At 56.8% G+C, this 19,467-nt stretch carries 15 protein-coding genes; 6 read left to right on the top strand and 9 right to left on the bottom strand.

Features of this window, described 5'->3' with window-relative positions; genetic code table 11:
- Window positions 1-19: 19 nt before the first annotated feature.
- The 3 genes from ACQKIK_RS19265 to ACQKIK_RS19255 form a co-directional block, all read right to left on the bottom strand.
- A complete protein-coding gene (locus tag ACQKIK_RS19265) occupies window positions 20-1,015 on the bottom strand; it encodes a DctP family TRAP transporter solute-binding subunit (protein WP_046161186.1) in 996 nt (331 codons plus the stop codon).
- A 287-nt stretch (window positions 1,016-1,302) separates the two neighbouring features.
- Entirely contained in the window at window positions 1,303-1,707 is a 405-nt protein-coding gene (locus ACQKIK_RS19260; RefSeq protein ID WP_064482215.1) for a hypothetical protein, read from the bottom strand.
- 166 nt (window positions 1,708-1,873) lie between these two features.
- Entirely contained in the window at window positions 1,874-2,263 is a 390-nt protein-coding gene (locus ACQKIK_RS19255) for a DoxX family protein (RefSeq protein ID WP_499137135.1), read from the bottom strand.
- A gap of 408 nt (window positions 2,264-2,671) precedes the next feature.
- Here ACQKIK_RS19255 and tig point away from each other — a divergent pair, with 408 nt between their 5' ends.
- From tig to ACQKIK_RS19225, 6 genes are all read left to right on the top strand, one after another.
- The gene (gene tig, locus ACQKIK_RS19250) at window positions 2,672-3,982 is read left to right on the top strand and encodes a trigger factor (protein WP_128121342.1); all 1,311 of its coding nucleotides are present in this window, start codon (window positions 2,672-2,674) and stop codon (window positions 3,980-3,982) included.
- Window positions 3,983-4,069: 87 nt separating this feature from the next.
- Window positions 4,070-4,708 carry an ATP-dependent Clp endopeptidase proteolytic subunit ClpP gene (gene clpP, locus ACQKIK_RS19245; protein ID WP_045427645.1) on the top strand — a complete coding sequence of 213 codons (639 nt, stop codon included), beginning with the start codon at window positions 4,070-4,072 and terminating at the stop codon, window positions 4,706-4,708.
- Between the two features lie 118 nt (window positions 4,709-4,826).
- Complete coding sequence (clpX, locus tag ACQKIK_RS19240) at window positions 4,827-6,107, top strand: ATP-dependent Clp protease ATP-binding subunit ClpX (protein ID WP_045427644.1); 1,281 nt, start codon at window positions 4,827-4,829, stop codon at window positions 6,105-6,107.
- A 133-nt stretch (window positions 6,108-6,240) separates the two neighbouring features.
- Window positions 6,241-8,637, top strand: coding sequence for an endopeptidase La (lon, locus tag ACQKIK_RS19235; protein ID WP_045427642.1), 2,397 nt, complete (start codon window positions 6,241-6,243; stop codon window positions 8,635-8,637).
- A 134-nt stretch (window positions 8,638-8,771) separates the two neighbouring features.
- Window positions 8,772-9,044, top strand: coding sequence for a nucleoid-associated protein HU-beta (gene hupB, locus ACQKIK_RS19230; RefSeq protein WP_019339231.1), 273 nt, complete (start codon window positions 8,772-8,774; stop codon window positions 9,042-9,044).
- A gap of 207 nt (window positions 9,045-9,251) precedes the next feature.
- Window positions 9,252-11,105, top strand: coding sequence for a SurA N-terminal domain-containing protein (locus ACQKIK_RS19225; RefSeq protein ID WP_499137134.1), 1,854 nt, complete (start codon window positions 9,252-9,254; stop codon window positions 11,103-11,105).
- 62 nt (window positions 11,106-11,167) lie between these two features.
- Here the strand turns inward: ACQKIK_RS19225 and fabI are convergent, their stop codons facing one another.
- Genes fabI through ACQKIK_RS19195 form a run of 6 tightly spaced genes read right to left on the bottom strand, consistent with a single transcriptional unit; the run spans window position 11,168 to window position 19,397 of the window.
- A complete protein-coding gene (gene fabI / locus ACQKIK_RS19220) occupies window positions 11,168-11,962 on the bottom strand; it encodes an enoyl-ACP reductase FabI (RefSeq protein WP_045427639.1) in 795 nt (264 codons plus the stop codon).
- Window positions 11,943-13,592 (bottom strand): ABC transporter ATP-binding protein, encoded by a 1,650-nt coding sequence (locus tag ACQKIK_RS19215; RefSeq protein ID WP_046161190.1) that lies wholly within the window; start codon window positions 13,590-13,592, stop codon window positions 11,943-11,945. Before ACQKIK_RS19215 ends, fabI begins: the two co-directional genes overlap by 20 nt.
- A 1-nt stretch (window position 13,593) precedes the next feature.
- On the bottom strand, window positions 13,594-14,613 hold the full coding sequence (locus ACQKIK_RS19210; RefSeq protein ID WP_045427634.1) for an ABC transporter permease: 1,020 nt from the start codon (window positions 14,611-14,613) through the stop codon (window positions 13,594-13,596).
- 1 nt (window position 14,614) lies between these two features.
- Window positions 14,615-15,688, bottom strand: a complete 1,074-nt coding sequence (locus tag ACQKIK_RS19205; RefSeq protein WP_499137133.1) for a microcin C ABC transporter permease YejB — start codon at window positions 15,686-15,688, stop codon at window positions 14,615-14,617.
- Between the two features lie 2 nt (window positions 15,689-15,690).
- Window positions 15,691-17,568 carry an extracellular solute-binding protein gene (locus ACQKIK_RS19200; protein ID WP_499137132.1) on the bottom strand — a complete coding sequence of 626 codons (1,878 nt, stop codon included), beginning with the start codon at window positions 17,566-17,568 and terminating at the stop codon, window positions 15,691-15,693.
- A complete protein-coding gene (locus ACQKIK_RS19195; protein ID WP_499137239.1) occupies window positions 17,565-19,397 on the bottom strand; it encodes an extracellular solute-binding protein in 1,833 nt (610 codons plus the stop codon). The genes ACQKIK_RS19200 and ACQKIK_RS19195 overlap by 4 nt, the downstream gene beginning before the upstream one ends.
- Window positions 19,398-19,467: the final 70 nt, after the last annotated feature.

Here is a 19,467-nt window from a genome sequence, read left to right as displayed (position 1 = left end):
CCGCCGGGTAGAACGGTTTTTACTTTGCTACGGCCGTGCGGGCTGCTTCGACCAGATCGGCGCCGATTTTAGATGTCCACTTCTCTTGCACGCTGCGAGTCGCCTCGACGAACGCTTGATGCTCGGCCTCGCTCAGTTCGGTGACTTCGACGCCGCGAGCGCGGATGTCTTCCAATCGCTTGGCTTCGGCGTTGCGCGATAGCTCGATTTCCCACTTGCCAGCGTCGATGGCGGCCTGGCGCAGCAGCTCGCGGTCGGCTTCCGGCAGTTCCTTCCAGACACGCTGGTTGACCGCGAAGATCAGCGGGTCGGCCATGTAATGCCAGAGCGTCAGGTACTTTTGCCCGACCTGATCGACCCGTGCCACGTCAAACACCGACAGCGGGTTTTCCTGTCCATCAACTGCGCCGGTGGTCAGCGCTGGTTTGGCATCGGCCCAGCTCATCTGCGTCGGGTTGGCGCCCAGGGCGGTAAAGGTGTCCTGAAAAAGCGGCGAACCGACTACGCGAATCTTCAACCCCTTCAGGTCGGCGGGCGTCTTCACAGGCTTGACCGAGTTGGAAATCTCACGAAATCCGTTCTCACCCCACGCAAGCGGGACAATGCCTCGTTTCTCGATAGCAGCGAACGTCTGCTTGCCAGCCTCACCCTGAGTGATGGCGTCGAGATCGGCGCTGTCGGCCATTAAAAAGGGCAGGGAAAAAAGATTCAGCTCTGGTACTTGTGGTGACCAGTTGATGGTCGAACCGACAGCCATGTCGATCAAGCCGGAGCGCATGGCGGAAAATTCCTTGGTCTGGTCGCCGGCAACCAATTGCGCGTTGGGGTATACGCGCAGGGTTATCTCGCCATTCGACCGCTCCTCGACCAGGTCAGCCCACTTCTGGGCGGCTTGTCCCCAGGGGAAGGCGTCGGAAAGCACAGTGGAAACGGAATACTCACGAGCCGAAGCGGCAAAAGTGACAGAAAGCGCAGCAGCGGCAGCCAGCGCGGTCAAGCAGCGGGTCAGTTTCATGGGGCGTCCTTGTTCGGATCGGAATTTTTATTGGCGAACGGCCGGCACTGAGCATAGTGCTCGGCTCGACGATGGCTGGTAAACCATCGAAACGCGCGGGTTGCGCGAAGGACGCGGTAGGCTGCGTGCGGATAGGAAGCAGCGAGACTCGCAAGGCGTCACAGGTGCCGCCGGCCTTATGGGCAGGTGGCATACCGGCCGGATTCGACAGGTCGGACAACTATCGCAGATGGCAACAGTGAGTGCCATTGCGGATAGCTCATCTTTCGTCGGAGTGCGATCGCTAGTCAGGCATCGCGCAAAAGGTCGTGCGCGTTGAGCAGGCTGAAGGCGATTTCCGGACGCTTTTCCAAACCGCGACGGATCGCAGCGGGAATAGATTGCCGGGTTTTGCGACACAAGCCAGGCAGCTCGGACATATCGATGCGAATGCCGCGCATGCTGCGCACTTCGTTGATGCCCGGCGCAATATGCAGGCGAATCCCCAGTTGTTCGTAGATTCGTTGCTGGATGCGCTCAAGGTCAGCCAGATTTTCAATGTTCTCCAGGCGCGCTAGCAGGCGATTCTCCTCTTGGCGGGTCAGCCGCAGAATGCGCAGGTCGGCTTTGCTTGGGTCTTCCAGCAACTGCTCGCGCCCGCAGATGCAGGCGGCAGGCGGGCAGGGTTGACGGATCGGCACGGAGGCGGTCATGGGCTGATAATAGCTACGATCATGTGTTTGCTGCGCCGACGAAGCGATCGGAGACCATGTGAGCGTTGATAAGGGCGAAGCGCGTCAGTGTTTGCAAGAAGGCTTATGCCCTATAGCGATCGACGTCCGATTCTTGTTGCCGAAGCGGGCTATCGATACACGTTCATTAGTTGTAGCGCCCCGCAATGCCCCCAACGCTGAATCTGCCGGCGCCAAGCAGGGCTATCGCAATCGCGCCAAGCAAAAACATGCCTTGTAGCTCGAGTGCCCAGCCACCCATTTTGCCGAGCGAGAAAAGCTCCTGCATGTGGGCGAGTAGAAACGCGACGAGCATGTTGCCCGCTATGAGTAATGCGCCAATCCGGGTAAACACACCCAGAATGACCAGGGCTGGTCCGACTACTTCGCCTATATAAACGCCATAAGCCAAAAAAGCGGGTAGGCCTTGATTACCGAGCATGCCGGCGACTCCGTTTTGCAACTTGAAGATGCCATGCAAGAGAATCAGTACACCCACCGAAACCCTTAATACCAGTTTGCCCAGATCATCGGTCATGGTTCGTTTCATCCTTCGCGCTCAGGATCGGTCGTAACGCTACTCGAAAGATAGACCACTGAGAGGGTGGATGCTCCGGCAAGTTCCTAAGAGCTAGGCGTCATAGGGAGGCCCCGTTGCTCGTTCCAGCTACGAGGTACGTCGGTGAATGCTGCGTGCATGGCGAATCGTCATCGGCCGCAGTGCCCCGTGTGCGTTTGAGATCAGATCAATCTCCTATCAGCTACAGCAATTTTGTGTACAGCTGCCAGCGCTCAGGTTGCGTTCCGGCCGCTGCAACTGAACCACTCGCTGCTGTGTTTGGTTGCGGCCTGATAGGCAGGGTGACTTCTCTGGTACGAGCCACTAGAATGCTTGCCCATTCTGGGGCCGGAACGCCGGCTTATGTCTGTGCAACGAGGAAAATCCATGCAAGTTTCTGTTGAAAGCACCTCCGCTCTTGAGCGCCGCATGACCATTGGCGTGCCGGTCGAGCGCATCGAGACCGAAGTCAACAAGCGTCTGCAACAGACCGCCAGTCGTGCAAAGATTCCAGGCTTCCGCCCCGGCAAGGTGCCGATGAGCGTCATTCGCCAGCGTTACGAAGCGGCTGCCCGCCAGGAAGCATTAGGCGACCTGATTCAAGCGACCTTCTATGAAGCTGTCGTTGCGGAAAAGCTGAACCCTGCCGGCGCGCCAGCGGTCGAGCCTAAGGTGTTCGAAAAGGGTAAGGATCTCGAGTACGTAGCCACATTCGAAGTGTTCCCAGAGTTCAAGGTGGCTGGTCTGGACGCCATCGAAGTCGAGCGTCTGCAGGCCGAAGTGGCGGATTCCGATGTCGACAACATGCTTGAGATTCTGCGCAAGCAGAACACACGTTTCGAAAAAGTTGACCGTGCTGCCGAAGACGGCGATCAGCTGAACATCGATTTCGTTGGCAAAATCGATGGCGAGGCCTTCGCTGGCGGGTCCGCTCAGGGCACGCAGCTGGTCTTGGGTTCCGGTCGCATGATTCCCGGCTTTGAGTCCGCTCTCGTTGGCGCCAAGGCTGGTGAAGAGCGGGTTATCAACCCGACATTCCCTGAGGACTATCAGAACCTCGACCTGGCAGGCAAAACAGCTGAGTTCACTGTTACCGTGAACGGCGTAGAAGCTCCGCAACTGCCAGAGCTGAATGATGAGTTCTTCGCCCAGTTCGGCGTTCAGGAAGGTGGTCTGGAAGGCTTCCGTGCCGAAGTTAAAAAGAACATGGAGCGCGAGCTGCGCCAGGCCATCAAGACCAAGGTCAAGAACCAGGTTATGGACGGTCTGGTTAGCGCCAACCCGATCGAAGTGCCAAAGGCCCTGATCGATAACGAAGTGAACCGTCTGCGCGTTCAGGCTGTTCAACAGTTCGGCGGTAATATCAAGCCTGATCAGCTGCCTGCCGAGTTGTTCGAGGAGCAGGCCAAGCGTCGTGTTGTGCTGGGTCTGATCGTTGCCGAAGTGGTCAAGCAGTACGAGCTCAAGCCTGATGATGCGCGCGTTCGCGAGCTGATCGAGGAAATGGCCTCCGCCTATCAAGAGCCGGAACAGGTCGTGTCCTGGTACTACAAGAACGACGAGCAGTTGAACGAAGTCCGGTCTGTTGTGCTCGAAGAGCAAGTTGTAGATACTGTCCTGCAGCAGGCTAAAGTGACCGACAAATCGGTCTCCTACGAAGAAGCAGTGAAGCCTGCGGAAGCCCCGCAAGCTGCCTGAGTTTCTTTAATCGTTTAATGCACATTCATAAGCCAGCCTCGAGCTGGCTTATGTCTTTGCGGCGTAACATAGGGAGTATCGTTGGACATGTCCGGCAATCCGTTTATGCAAGCACCAGACATTCAGGCCGCTGGCGGCCTCGTGCCGATGGTCGTCGAGCAGTCCGCTCGTGGCGAGCGGGCGTATGACATTTATTCCCGTCTCCTTAAGGAGCGGGTGATTTTCATGGTTGGCCAGGTTGAAGACTATATGGCCAACCTGATTGTCGCGCAGATGCTATTCCTTGAGGCGGAAAACCCTGAGAAGGACATTCACCTGTACATCAACTCCCCTGGTGGGTCGGTGACTGCTGGTATGGCTATCTACGACACCATGCAGTTTATCAAGGCTGACGTTTCTACTACCTGTATCGGTCAGGCGTGCAGCATGGGTGCGTTTCTTCTCGCTGGCGGGGCCAAAGGCAAGCGTTTCTGCCTGCCAAACGCCCGAGTGATGATCCACCAGCCATTGGGTGGTTTTCAGGGGCAGGCGTCGGATATCGATATTCATGCCCGCGAAATCCTCTACATTCGCGAGAGGTTGAACCAGTTGCTGGCCCACCATACCGGCCAGGATTTGGAAACGATCGAGCGCGATACCAATCGTGACTACTTCATGAGTGCTACACGAGCGCTGGAATATGGCGTTGTCGATGCAGTTCATGAGAAGCGGCAGCTGCCGGTCTAACGTTGGTCTAGGAGGGCGTAGTTAGCGGGCATCCGTCATGTGCGCTTTGCGCGCCCTTGAAAATGCCTGCATTTGCCTTCATCTTGTATTACAAGCCTTCCCCGATTGGATCGATCGAATGACTGACACCCGCAACGGCGAGGATTCCGGCAAGCTGCTCTATTGCTCTTTCTGCGGCAAAAGCCAGCATGAAGTACGCAAATTGATTGCCGGGCCCTCGGTTTTTATCTGCGACGAGTGCGTCGACCTGTGCAATGACATCATCCGTGAGGAGGTGCAAGAGGCACAGGCTGAGAGTACATCGCAAAAGCTGCCCGCACCCAAGGAAATCAGCGGCATCCTTGACCAGTACGTAATTGGTCAGGAGCGAGCCAAGAAGATCCTGGCTGTGGCTGTGTACAACCATTACAAGCGACTCAACCAGCGCGATAAGAAGGAAGAAGTCGAGTTGGGCAAGAGCAACATACTGCTCATCGGACCGACCGGTTCTGGTAAGACGTTGCTTGCGGAAACGCTGGCCCGTTTGTTGAATGTTCCCTTCACTATCGCTGACGCTACCACGCTGACTGAAGCCGGTTACGTGGGCGAAGACGTTGAAAACATCATTCAGAAACTGCTGCAAAAGTGTGATTACGATGTGGAGAAGGCCCAGATGGGCATTGTCTATATCGACGAGATCGATAAGATTTCGCGTAAGTCTGACAATCCCTCGATCACCCGTGACGTCTCTGGCGAAGGTGTGCAGCAGGCGTTGCTGAAGCTGATCGAAGGCACGGTTGCCTCCGTACCACCGCAAGGTGGACGTAAGCATCCGCAGCAGGAATTCCTGCAGGTGGACACGCGTAACATTCTGTTTATTTGCGGCGGTGCGTTTGCCGGACTCGAGAAGGTTATTCAGGGTCGTGCAACCAAAGGCGGCATCGGCTTCAATGCAGAGGTCCGTAGTACGGAGCCGGGCAAAAAAATCGGCGAGTCGCTGCGTTCGGTTGAGCCGGACGATCTAGTGAAGTTTGGTTTGATTCCCGAGTTCGTCGGTCGTCTGCCGGTAATCGCTACGCTCGACGAACTTGACGAGGCGGCGCTGATTCAGATCCTCACCGAGCCGAAGAACGCGCTCACCAAGCAATACGGCAAGCTTTTCGAGCTTGAAGGTGTCGATCTGGAGTTCCGCGCCGACGCACTGAAAGCAGTAGCGGCTCGTGCGCTGGAGCGCAAAACAGGTGCACGAGGACTACGTTCAATCCTCGAAGGCGTATTGCTGGATACCATGTATGAGATTCCTTCTCAGAAGGATGTCAGCAAGGTAGTCATCGACGAGAGCGTCATCGAAGGGACTTCTCAGCCGCTGCTCATATACGAGAACAGCGAGCCGCCTGCCAAGGCCGCGCCGGACGCGTGATAGAACAAGGGGGCCTCCGGGCCCCTTTGCTTTTCTACAGTCTCCTTGTTTTTTGCGTTGCGCGCCCTCATCTTGATTGCCAAGGGTATGAATTTCCCGTTTACCGCCGTATGGCCGTCGTAGAGCTGAATTTATGAAGACAACCATCGAATTGCCCCTTTTGCCGCTGCGCGACGTAGTGGTCTACCCGCATATGGTGATTCCGCTGTTCGTTGGGCGGGAAAAATCCATTGAGGCCCTTGAAGCAGCAATGGCTGGCGATAAGCAGATATTGCTCTTGGCCCAGAAGAACCCAGCCGATGACGACCCGAGCGAAGAGGGGCTCTATCGTGTGGGTACGGTCGCAACTGTGCTGCAGCTGCTGAAGCTGCCGGATGGCACAGTAAAAGTGCTTGTCGAAGGCGAACAGCGTGGCGTCATAGACCGGTTTTTCGACGTTGAAGACCATTGCCGGGCCGAGGTCTCACTGATCGACGAATCGGAGATCGAAGAGCGTGAAGCCGAAGTCTTCACCCGCAGCCTTTTGAGCCAGTTCGAGCAATATGTTCAGTTGGGCAAAAAAGTGCCCTCCGAGGTACTGTCCTCGCTTGCCAGCATCGACGAGCCGGCGCGTCTGGTCGATACCATGGCTGCGCACATGGCGCTAAAAATCGAACAAAAGCAGGCAATTCTCGAAATCACCGATTTGCCGGCGCGAGTCGAACATGTGTTGGCCTTACTTGATGCTGAAATCGATCTGCTACAGGTGGAAAAACGCATTCGTGGCCGAGTCAAGAAGCAGATGGAGCGCAGCCAGCGTGAGTACTATTTGAATGAGCAGATGAAGGCCATTCAAAAAGAGCTGGGCGATATCGACGAAGGCCACAATGAAATCGATGATCTCAAGAAGCGCATCGAGAATGCCGGCCTGAGCAAGGACGCCTATGCCAAGGCGACCACCGAGCTGAACAAACTCAAGCAGATGTCACCGATGTCGGCTGAGGCTACCGTGGTCAGGACCTACATCGATTGGCTGGTCAACGTACCGTGGAAAGCTGCCAGCAAGGTTCGCCTTGATCTCGCCAAGGCTGAGGAAGTGCTTGATGCCGATCACTACGGCCTCGAAGAAGTCAAGGATCGGATTCTTGAATACCTCGCGGTGCAGAAACGTGTGAAAAAACTAAAAGGTCCGGTTTTGTGCCTGGTCGGTCCACCAGGCGTGGGTAAGACCTCGCTGGCCGAGTCCATTGCGCGCTCGACGAATCGCAAGTTCGTGCGCATGGCGCTGGGTGGGGTGCGGGACGAAGCCGAGATCCGTGGACATCGTCGTACCTACATCGGCTCCATGCCGGGTCGGTTGATCCAGAAGATGAGCAAGGTCGGTGTGCGCAATCCGCTGTTCCTGCTCGACGAGATCGACAAGATGGGTAACGACATGCGCGGAGACCCTGCGTCTGCTCTGCTTGAGGTGCTAGACCCTGAGCAGAACCACAACTTCAACGATCACTATCTCGAGGTCGACTACGACCTGTCAGACGTGATGTTCCTTTGCACAGCCAACTCCATGAACATCCCGGCGCCACTGCTTGATCGTATGGAGATCATTCGTCTGCCCGGCTATACGGAAGACGAGAAGATCAATATTGCCACCCGCTATCTGGTCCCGAAGCAGGTTCAGGCCAATGGCCTTAAAAAGACTGAGTTGCTGTTCGATGATGAAGCTATTCGCGACATCATTCGTTACTACACTCGCGAGGCCGGCGTTCGCGGACTGGAGCGTCAGATAGCCAAGGTATGCCGCAAGGTGGTGAAGGAGCATGCCGCAGAGAAGCGCTTTGAAGTCAGTGTTACAGCCGAATCGCTGGAGCACTTCCTGGGGGTTCGCAAATTCCGCTACGGGCTTGCCGAGCTGCAAGATCAGGTCGGTCAGGTCACCGGCTTGGCATGGACTCAGGTTGGTGGCGAGTTGCTCACCATCGAAGCAGCCGTCGTTCCAGGGAAGGGGCGGCTGACCAAAACTGGGTCGCTGGGCGATGTGATGGGTGAGTCCATCACAGCAGCGTTAACCGTGGTGCGTAGCCGCGCGAAGAGTCTCGGTATCCCTGTCGATTTCCACGAAAAACAGGATATTCATATCCATGTCCCGGAAGGCGCTACGCCGAAGGATGGTCCTAGCGCAGGCATCGGCATGTGCACGGCGCTGGTTTCGGCAATGACCCAGATTCCTGTTAGGGCCGAAGTTGCCATGACCGGCGAGATTACCCTGCGCGGGCAGGTGCTGGCGATTGGCGGTTTGAAAGAGAAACTGCTCGCGGCACACCGCGGCGGTATCAAGACAGTGATCATTCCTGAAGAAAACCAGCGTGATCTGAAAGAGATTCCTGAGAATATTAAGCAGGACCTGCAGATTAAACCGGTCAAGTGGATTGACGAAGTCCTCCAAATTGCGCTGCAATACGCGCCGGAGCCCTTGCCCGATGCGGCTCCAGATATCGTTGCAAAGGATGACAAGCGCGAGTCTGATTCCAAGGAGCGAATCAGCACGCATTAGTCCGAGAGGCTTGGTTGACACATTTTCGGTGGCCTTGATATAAGCCGGCCTTTTGTGTAGTTGCTATTTCGGCACCGCTTTGCTTACACCTAAAAAATTATAGATACGACTCAACAGAAATAAGGGGACTTAGAGTGAACAAGTCGGAACTGATCGATGCTATCGCCGCATCTGCTGATATCCCGAAAGCTGTTGCTGGCCGCGCGCTGGATGCAGTAATTGAATCCGTTACAGGCGCTCTGAAGGCTGGTGATTCCGTGGTGCTGGTTGGTTTCGGTACTTTCGCTGTCAAGGAGCGCGCTGCTCGCACTGGCCGCAATCCCCAGACTGGCAAGCCGATCGACATCGCCGCGGCTAAGATCCCGGGATTCAAGGCAGGTAAGGCTCTGAAAGACGCTGTCAACTAAGCGTTTTCGATCCGGCCAGTTGCCAGTTAGCGCTGGCCCTGGCTTGGGGCGGTTATTCGAACAGGCACTGCTTGTTGCGTTCGGGCTTGGGGGATTAGGCCCAGCTGCTCCAAAAGCTCCGAGAAGGCGCATCCCTGGATGCGCCTTTCTTTTTATCCGGATTCCCGCGCTGCAGCGACGACTGCGCAGCTGACTCCTGGGGGACGCATGCTTCAGAATATCAGGGACAATTCACAAGGCTGGATTGCCAAAACCATCATAGGCATCATCGTGATGCTGCTGGCTTTGACCGGCTTTGACGCCATTTTCAATGCCGCCAGCAATAGCCGAAATGCCGCTGAGGTCAACGGTGAGGAGATCTCACTGGACGAGCTCAACCAGGCCATGAACATGCAGCGTCGCCAACTGGCTCAGCAGCTAGGAGGCAACTTCGACCCGTCGATGCTGGACGACAAGCTGGTACGCGAGTCATCACTACGCGCGCTCATCGACCGTGCGCTTTTGCTGCAAGGTGCCCGCGATGCGGATTTCGCCTTCTCCGAAACGGCGCTTGATCAGCTGATCCTGCAAACTCCTGAGTTTGCCGTGGACGGCGCATTTAATGCAGCGCGTTTCGATCAGGTAATTCAGCAAATGGGTTATACCCGGCTGCAGTTCCGCGAGCTGTTGAAACAGGAAATGTTGATTGGCCAACTTCGCGCCGGCATTTCCGGTTCCGGTTTCGTCACAGATGACCAGATCGAAGCCTTCGCTCGGCTTGAGCAGCAGACACGTGATTTCGCAACCATCACCGTGCCGGCTGATACCGACGCCGTTGAAGTGAGCAGTGACGAGGCGCGCGAGTATTACGAACAAAATACCGACCGCTTTCGCTCGCCTGAGCAGGTCATCGTCGAGTATGTCGAGCTGAACAAGGAGTCCTTCTTTGACCAGGTCGAAGTGTCGGAGGAGGAGGTGCAGGATCTGTATCAGCAGCGTATCGCTAACCTGGCAGAACAACGCCGTGCGGCGCATATCTTGATCGAGACCGATGAGGCTGGCGATGCAAGCGCCAGGGAGAAGATCGACGAGGTCGCTAAGCGTTTGGCCTCAGGCGAGGACTTCTCAGCGTTGGCTAAGGAGGTTTCCGAAGATCCGGGATCCGCGAGTGAAGGGGGCGACCTCGGCTTTGCTGGTCCAGGCGTTTACGACCCTGCTTTCGAGGAGGCGCTCTACGCTTTGGAGGAGGGCCAGGTCTCTGCGCCGGTTCGCTCCGATTTCGGCTGGCACTTGATCAAGCTTCTGGATGTTCAGTCGCCAGAGATCCCAACACTGGAAAGCCTGAAACCTGAACTGGTGCGGGAACTCAAAGCTCAACAGGTTGAGCAGCGCTTCGTCGAGGCCAGCAAGCAGCTCGAGGACACCGCATTCGAATCTGCCGATCTTGTCCAGCCGGCACAGGAATTGGGTCTTTCGGTACAAACGACCGAGCCGTTCGGCCGTGAAGGTGGAGCTGATGTCGCATCGAATCGGCAGGTCATCCAGGCTGCGTTCAGTGATGAGGTTCTGATCGACGGTGCTAATAGCGGTGTGATCGAGCTGGATCCGGACACCGTCGTTGCTGTGCGAGTGAAGGAACACCTGAAACCCGAAGTGCTGCCTTTCGATACAGTGAAGGACGACATCATCACTCAACTCAAGCGCAGTAAGGCGGCAGAACAAGCGATTGAAGCCGGTGAGCAGCTTATCGCTACGTTGCGTGATGGCGGGCAGGTTCAGCAGCAGTGGCAGCCTGTCGAAGCCGCCTCGCGCAACCAGGAAGGGGTTGAGCCGGCAGTACTTCAACAAGTGTTTCGGATGCCGAAACCGGATGAAAGCGACAAGCCGAGCTACAGCAGTGTTCGCATGCCCGACGGAGATCTCGTCGTGGTTCGTCTGAGCGGTGTAAGCGAGCCCAAAGCGGAGCTCTCGCAGGAAGACAAGCAGAACTATCGTCGTTTCCTGGCGTCGCGGAGTGGCCAGCAAGATTTCGCTGCCTACCGTCAGATGCTCCATGCGGACGCTGAGATCGAGACCTTCTGAGCAAGTCCTAGCGCAAAAAAAACCCGCATCCATATGCGGGTTTTTTTATAGCGCCGGGTGGATCAGTCTTCCATTGCGCCCATCGCAGTAGTGTTGAAACCACCGTCGACATAGAGAATTTCGCCACTAATACCGGAAGCCAGATCTGAACAGAGGAAGGCACCCGCATTGCCGACCTCGTCAATGGTGACATTGCGGCGTAGCGGCGTCTGCTTTTCGTTGGCCGCCAGCATCTTGCGGAAGCTCTTGATCCCAGAGGCTGCCAGCGTACGGATTGGGCCAGCGGACACAGCGTTGACGCGAGTGCCCTCTGGGCCCAGGCTGCCGGCGAGGTAGCGAACACCTGCCTCGAGACTGGCCTTGGCCATGCCCATTACGTTGTAGTTGGGCATGGTGCGTTCAGCACCGAGGTAGGAGAGCGTGAGGATGCTGCCATTGCGCCCCTTCATCATCGGACGTCCAGCCTTGGCCAGCGCGACGAGGCTGTAGGCGCTGATGTCATGGGCGATGCGGAAGCCGTCACGTGTAGTGACCTCGGTAAAGTCGCCGTCGAGCTGATCGCCCGGAGCAAAGCCGACTGAGTGAACGATACCGTCCAGACCGTCCCACTTTTTGCCGAGCTCTTCGAATACCTTGACGATCTCGTCGTCGCTGGCGACATCACAAGGAAAGCACAACTCCGGCCCCGAGCCCCAGCCAGCAGCGAACTCCTCGACGCGGCCCTTGAGCTTTTCATTTTGATAGGTGAAAGCCAGCTCGGCGCCCTCACGATGCATGGCCGCGGCGATTCCGGAGGCAATCGACAGCTTGCTGGCGACGCCGACGATCAATACGCGCTTACCGGTTAGAAAACCCATGTGCTTGTCCCTCTTCTGGTTGTTCATCAGTAGCTGGGACCATGAACGCTGATTCCAGTAACTGTTGTGTATATGGATGTTGGGGAGCGGCGAAGATTGCTTCTGCCATTCCCTGCTCAACGACCTTACCTTGCTTGACCACCATCATCTGATGGCTCAGCGCCCGAACCACTGCCAAGTCGTGGCTGATGAACAGGTAGGTCAGGTTGTACTTGGCCTGAAGTGAGCGCAGTAGCTCGACTACTTGCCGCTGTACGGTTCGATCCAATGCCGAGGTTGGTTCATCAAGCAGGATCAGATCAGGCTTGAGGACCAAGGCCCTGGCAATGGCGATTCGCTGCCGTTGGCCTCCCGAAAACTCATGGGGGTAACGGTGCCGACTTTCTGGGTCGAGTCCAACCTCGACCAGTGCATCAATGATTGCTTGCGCTTGCTCCTCGGCCGAACCCAAGCCATGGATACTGAGCCCCTCTCCAACGATCTGCCCCACCGACATGCGAGGGCTCAGACTGCCGAAAGGATCCTGAAACACGACCTGCATTTGCCGGCGCAATGGACGTACCGCCCGTTGTGACATCGCCTCAAGCGCATGGCCCTGGAAGCGGATTTCGCCACTGCTCGAAAGCAGACGCAGAATAGCCAAACCCAGCGTGGATTTCCCCGAGCCGCTTTCGCCGACAATGCCGAGCGTCTGACCTTTCGGCAGGTTGAACGTGACGCCATCGACAGCCTTGATATGGTCCACGGTGTGCCTGAAAAGCCCCTTTTTGATTGGGAACCAGACCCGCAGATCATTCACTTCCAGCAGTGTTGGCGACGAGGGCTCAACCGGCACCGGTCCGCCGCTAGGTTCTGCCCCGAGCAGTTCTCGTGTATAGGGATGCTGCGGTGATCGGAACAATTCCTCGCAAGGTGCCTGTTCGACGACACAACCGCTCTTCATGACACATACATGGTGAGCGATTCGGCGAACCAGGTTCAGGTCGTGACTGATCAGCAGCAGAGCCATGCCTAGTCGGGCCTGCAGCTCTTTGAGCAGCTCGAGTATTTTCAGTTGCACTGTGACGTCCAGTGCAGTGGTGGGTTCGTCGGCGATCAGTAACTCGGGTTCGTTTGCCAGAGCCATGGCGATTACGACGCGCTGGCGCTGGCCGCCCGAAAGTTCGTGAGGATAGGCTCGGATTCGCTTGGTGGGTTCGGGTATTCCAACCAGCTCAAGCAGCTCAAGGGTACGTGCTGTAGCTGCCTTGCCGTTGAGCCCCTTGTGAATCTGCAGCACCTCGTTGATTTGTTTGCCGATGGTGTGCAGCGGGTTCAGCGAGGTCATCGGTTCCTGGAACACCATGGCGATGCGGTCGCCGCGTATGCCGCGCATGCGTTTTTCGCTCGCTTTGAGCAAATCCTCACCGCCATAGCGAATTTCACCTACCGGATGCTGTGCCAGGGGGTAGGGCAGCAGCCGCAGGATCGAGTGCGCCGTGACGGATTTGCCGGATCCGCTTTCGCCAACCAGCGCCAGCGTCTCGCCTTTGCGGATATCGAAGCTCACGCCCGTCACCACGCGCTGGGCCTGACCATTCGTGACGAACTCGACGGCCAGATCGCGGACCTCGATAAGGTTCTCGGTCATGCTATTTCCTTGGGTCGAAAGCATCGCGAGCAGCCTCTCCGATAAACACCAGGAGGGTCAGCATGACGGCTAGCACCATGAATGCGCTGATGCCCAGCCACGGCGCCTGCAGATTCGCCTTGCCTTGTGCGACTAGCTCACCCAGCGAAGGGGCGCCAGGCGGCAAGCCGAAGCCGAGGAAATCCAAGGCGGTCAGGGTGCCGATCGCTCCTGTAAGGATGAATGGCATGAAGGTCATGGTCGACACCATCGCGTTCGGCAGAATGTGGCGGAACATGATCGCGCCGTTGCGCATGCCCAGGGCGCGTGCTGCCCGTACGTATTCGAGATTACGGCCGCGTAGGAACTCAGCCCGAACTACATCGACCAGGCTCATCCAGGAGAACAACAGCATGATGCCGAGCAGCCACCAGAAGTTCGGCTGCACAAAGCTTGCAAGGATGATCAGCAGATAGAGCACCGGCAGGCCGGACCATATTTCTAGGACTCGCTGACCAACGAGGTCGACCCAGCCGCCGTAGAAACCCTGCAGCGCGCCGGCAATTACTCCGATCACCGAGCTGATAAGTGTCAGGGTCAGCGCAAACAAAACCGAGATCCGAAAGCCGTAGATGACTCTTGCGAGCACATCGCGCCCCTGGTCATCGGTGCCTAGCCAGTTCTCCCAGGATGGCGGGGCGGGAGCGGGTACCTGCAGATCGTAGTTGATACTGGAATGATGAAAGGGAATCGGCGGCCAGACCATCCAGCCACCTTTCTTCTCGATCAGTTCCTGAATGTAAGGTCCTTTGTAGTTGGCCTGCAGTGGAAACTCGCCCCCGAAGACGGTCTCGGGATAGCGCTTGAACACGGGCACATACCAGTCGCCATCGAAACGAACCACGATCGGCTTGTCGTTGGCAATCAGCTCGGCGCCTAGGCTGAGTACGAACAGGGTCAGAAAGATCCACAGTGACCACCAGCCGCGCTTGTGGGCCTTGAACAGGGCGAACCGGCGCTGGTTCAGCGGCGACAGCTTCATCTCAAGCCTCCCTGCTTTCGAAGTCGATTCGGGGATCGACGAGCGTGTAGGTTAGGTCGCCGATGAGCTTGACTACCAGGCCGAGCAAGGTGAAGAGAAAAAGCGTGCCGAACACGACGGGATAATCACGATTGATGGCTGCCTCGAAACTAAGCAGGCCAAGTCCGTCTAGCGAGAAAATGACCTCGATCAGCAGTGAGCCGGTGAAAAACATGCCGATAAATGCCGAGGGGAAGCCAGCAATGATGATCAGCATTGCGTTACGGAACACGTGGCCATACAGCACGCGATTTTTGCTCAAGCCTTTGGCGCGTGCTGTGATGACGTACTGCTTGTTTATTTCATCGAGGAAGCTGTTTTTCGTCAGCAAGGTGAGCGTCGCGAAATTTCCGATCACCAATGCCGTAACGGGAAGCGCAAGATGCCAGAAGTAATCGATGATCTTGCCGGTGAGCGAAAGCTCTTGGAAGTTTCCGGAGGTCAGCCCCCTCAGTGGGAACCAGTTCCAATAACTGCCGCCGGCGAACAGCACGATCAGCAGGATGGCGAACAGGAACGCAGGTATTGCATAGCCAATGATGATGGCCGAACTGGTCCAGACGTCGAATGCACTGCCATGTCGAGTTGCCTTGGCGATCCCCAGTGGGATCGATGCCAAGTACATGATGAGCGTGCTCCATAGCCCCAGCGAGATCGACACCGGCATTTTTTCGATAATCAGATCGGTCACGCTGGCATCGCGGAAAAAGCTTTCACCGAAGTCCAACCGCAGGTAGTTGCTGAGCATGATCCAGAAACGTTCTGGTGCCGGCTTGTCGAAGCCGTACAGGCGTTCGATTTCGGCAATCAGGTCAGGGTCCAGGCCTTGCCCGCCTCGATAGCTGTTGCTCCCAGTCGCGACTTCGGATCCTCCGCCGGCGATCCGGCTGGTTGCGCCTTCGAAGCCCTCCAGCTTGGCAATCGCCTGTTCGACGGGGCCGCCAGGTGCGGCCTGAATGATGATGAAATTGATCAGCAAGATGCCGAACAGAGTTGGGATGATCAGTAGTAGGCGCCGGAAAATGTACGCGAGCATGCCTATTGTTCCGTCGCACGGGTGACGCTGGTATCCGTTTCGGTCGCTGGCTTGTCTTCAAGCGGTTCCGGCTCGGGCTTGTCTACGTCTGGCTTGTTCCACCAGGTCATCAGGGCGACATCGTAACGTGGCGTTATTTCTGGGTGTGCGAGATGGTTCCAGTACGCGACACGCCAGGTTTTGATGTGCCAGTTCGGAATTACGTAGTGACCTGCGAGCAATACACGGTCCAGCGCACGAGTACGTGTAATCAACTCGTCCCGCGAGTCAGCGGCAATCAGCTTTTCGACTAGCACATCGATGGCGGGGTCTTTCAGCCCGATGTAATTGCGGCTTCCTGGATTATCGGCACTCGCCGAATGCCAGTATTCACGTTGCTCATTGCCTGGCGAGCTCGACTGGCCGAAGCCGCTGACAATCATGTCGTAGTCACGAGAACGCAGCCGGTTGATGTATTGCGATACGTCGACGCGGCGGAGTTCAAGGTCGATGCCCAGACTGGCGAGGTTACGCTTGTAGGGCAGCAGCACGCGCTCGAAGTCTGCTTGCACTAACAGAAACTCGAGTTTGACCGGCTTGTCCTTGGCGTCCACCATCTGGTCGTTTTCAATCTTCCAGCCGGCTGCCGTAAGCAGCTCGTAGGCCCGGCGCTGCTGTGCTCGGATGATGCCATCGGCGTTGGTTTGTGGCAGTTCGAAAGGTTTTTCGAATACCTGATCCGGAATTTTGCCGCGTAGTGGTTCGAGGATGCTCAACTCCTGCTCACTGGGCAGGCCCGAGGACGCCAGCTCGGAGTTATCGAAATAGCTGGTGGTGCGTGTGTAGGCACCATTGAATAATTGGCGATTTGTCCATTCGAAATCGAAGAGCAGCGCCAGGGCTTCTCGAACCCTCGGATCCTGCAATCGGTCTCTGCGGGTGTTGAATATGAATCCCTGCATGCCTTGGGGATTGTGATTGGCGATCTCCTCCTTGAGGATCCGCCCGTCTTTGACGGCCTCGATATCATAGGCAGTGGCCCAGTTCTTCGCGCTCGTCTCCAGCCAGTAATCGAAGTGTCCTGCCTTGAAAGCCTGGAGCGCTACGGTGTTATCGCGGTAGTAATCGATGTTGACGTGAGCAAAGTTATAGAAACCTCGGTTCACCGCGAGGTTTTTGCCCCAGTAATCTTCGACGCGGGCATAACGGACTGAGCGACCCGCTTCTGCTCGCTCGATGCGATAGGGCCCGCTGCCCAACGGGGCTTCCATGCTGCCAGTGGCGAAATCTTTGTCTGTCCACCAATGCTTCGGCAGGACGGGCAGCTGGCCGAGGATCAGCGGTAGCTCTCGATTCCCAGCGTGCTTGAAATCGAACCGGACGCGACGCGGGCCTTCGATCACGGCTTTTTCGACGTCAGCGTAGTAGCCACGGTAATGCGGCGCGCCCTTGCTGATCAGCGTTTCGAAAGTGAACACAACGTCCTCAGCTTCAACCGGCTCGCCGTCATGAAACTTCGCCTCGGGCCGCAGGTAGAAACGCACCCACTCATTGTTTGGCCCTTTCTCGATCTTTTCTGCGAGCAGGCCATAAACCGTGAAGGGCTCGTCAAGGCTGTTAGTCGTCAGCGTGTCATAGACAAGGCCTATGTCATCCGCAGCTACGCCTTTGTTGATGAACGGGTTGAGCGAATCAAAACTGCCGAAACCTGCCTGGCGCAGCGTTCCGCCTTTGGGGGCGTCCGGATTGACATACTCAAAATGAGAAAAGTCAGACGGATATTTGGGCAGCTCACCATACAAGGTCAGCGCATGCTGCGGTGCCGCTTCGGCCAGGCCCGTGAGGGAGAGTAGGGCGAAGGTGCCCGCTTGTAGAAACACCCGACGTATCTTGCTTGTCATTGAGCCTTCTCCTCCAGGTCCTTCAACCACCACGCGCGCAATCCCAGCGTGTAGGGCGGTGTGGTGACGTGGGCAAACCGATTACGGTATGCCAGACGGTGGTAACTGATGTACCAATTGGGGATGGTGTAGTGATTCCAGAGCAGAACGCGGTCGATAGCGCGTGTGGCGGCTATCTGCTCGTCACGGGTCTTCGCCGCAAGCAGCTTCTCGATCATTGAGTCGACGATGGGGTTGGCGACGCCGGCGTAGTTGCGACCGCCCTTTACGTTCACCTGGCTTGAATGGAAATACAGCCACTGTTCCAGCCCAGGGCTGAGACTCTGCCCGAGTGTGGTCAAGATCATGTCGTAGTCATACTGATCAAGCCGCTGCTTGTACTGCGCGCCATCGACAGTTCGCAGGCGGGCTGATATGCCGATCCGCGACAGGTTTTCCACATAGGGCTGAAGTATCCGCTCGAGCCCCGGATTGACCAGCAGAATCTCGAAGCTGAATGGGCGCCCCGCCTTGTCTCGAAGGCCGTCGGGCGTCAGCTTCCAGCCGGCATCCCCGAGCAAAGCCAGCGCCTTGCGCAAAGTGTCGCGTGGAATTCCGCGCCCGTCCGTTTTCGGTAATTTGAATGGCTCGGTGAAGAGCTGCGCCGGGAGTTGCTCCCTGAATGGCGAGAGCAGGAGCCATTCCCCACCTTCTGGTGTCCCGGTCGCGGAGAACACGCTGTTCGGATAGTAGCTTTCGCTGCGCTGGTAGGCCCCATAGAACAGGGCGCGGTTAGTCCACTCGAAGTCGAACATCATGCCCAAAGCCTGCCGCACCCTGATGTCGGCAAAGGTCGAACGACGCGCGTTCATGAACATTGCCTGGGTCTGGGTAGGGATTTCGTGCGGAATCTCTGCACGAATCACGTCACCGCGCAGAACCGCCGGGAATTGATAGCCATTGGCCCAGTTTTTTGCTTGGTGCTCGATGTAGTAGTCGAACTCGCCGACCTTGAAGGCTTCGAAGGCGACAGTCGTGTCGCGATAGAACTCCACGTCGACCCGGTTGAAGTTGTACTTACCGCGATTGGCGGGGAGATCGCTACCCCACCAGTTCTTCACTTTCTCGAAGGTGACGCGTCGTCCTGGCTGAACATCGCTGATTCTGTAAGGGCCACTGCCCAATGGTGGCTCGAATGTGGTTGCGCGGAAATCCCGGTCCTTCCAATAGTGTTGCGGCAGCACCGGCAATTCACCGAGGCGCATAATCAGCAATGGCTGGCCCGGTTTGTCGAACACGAAACGAATGCGATGGCGATTGAGTATGTCGACGCGATCAACGCCCTGCAGATCGGTGCGGTAGCGCGGGTGACCATCTTTGATCAACAGCCGATAAGAAAATGCAACGTCGTAAGCCGTGATCGGGCGACCGTCGTGAAAGCGCGCCGAGTCACGCAGGTTGAAAACCACCCAACTATGGTTGTCGCTGTACTCGATGGTCTCGGCGATCAGGCCGTACGCTGAAGCGGGTTCGTCGCCTGATGGATCATAGACGCCTGTCCCAACCATCAGCGGCTCGTTCAGTTCAGAGACGCCATACTGGAAAAAGCCAGGTGTTGCGGTTGGGCTGGTTCCCTTGAATGTGTAAGGATTCAGCGTGTCAAACGTGCCGGAAGCCATCAGCCGCACGTTGCCACCCTTAGGCGCATCGGGGTTCACCCAATCGAAATGAGTAAAGTCTTCCGCATATTTAAGGGTGCCGAACTGCGCATAACCGTGGCTTTCGCTGATGGTGGCGAACGACGGAAAGCTCAGTCCCAGACAGCTCAACAGTAATAGGATGGGTCGCATCAAACGGTGAATCCGATCCATGGCGCTTTCGGTCTTTTCGGCCGGCTACAGTAACAGCTTGTATCCGCTG

Origin of the sequence: Pseudomonas sp. NPDC047961, from assembly GCF_050272435.1 — a bacterium.
Taxonomy (GTDB): domain Bacteria; phylum Pseudomonadota; class Gammaproteobacteria; order Pseudomonadales; family Pseudomonadaceae; genus Stutzerimonas.
This window is presented reverse-complemented; position numbering and strand designations above follow the sequence as displayed.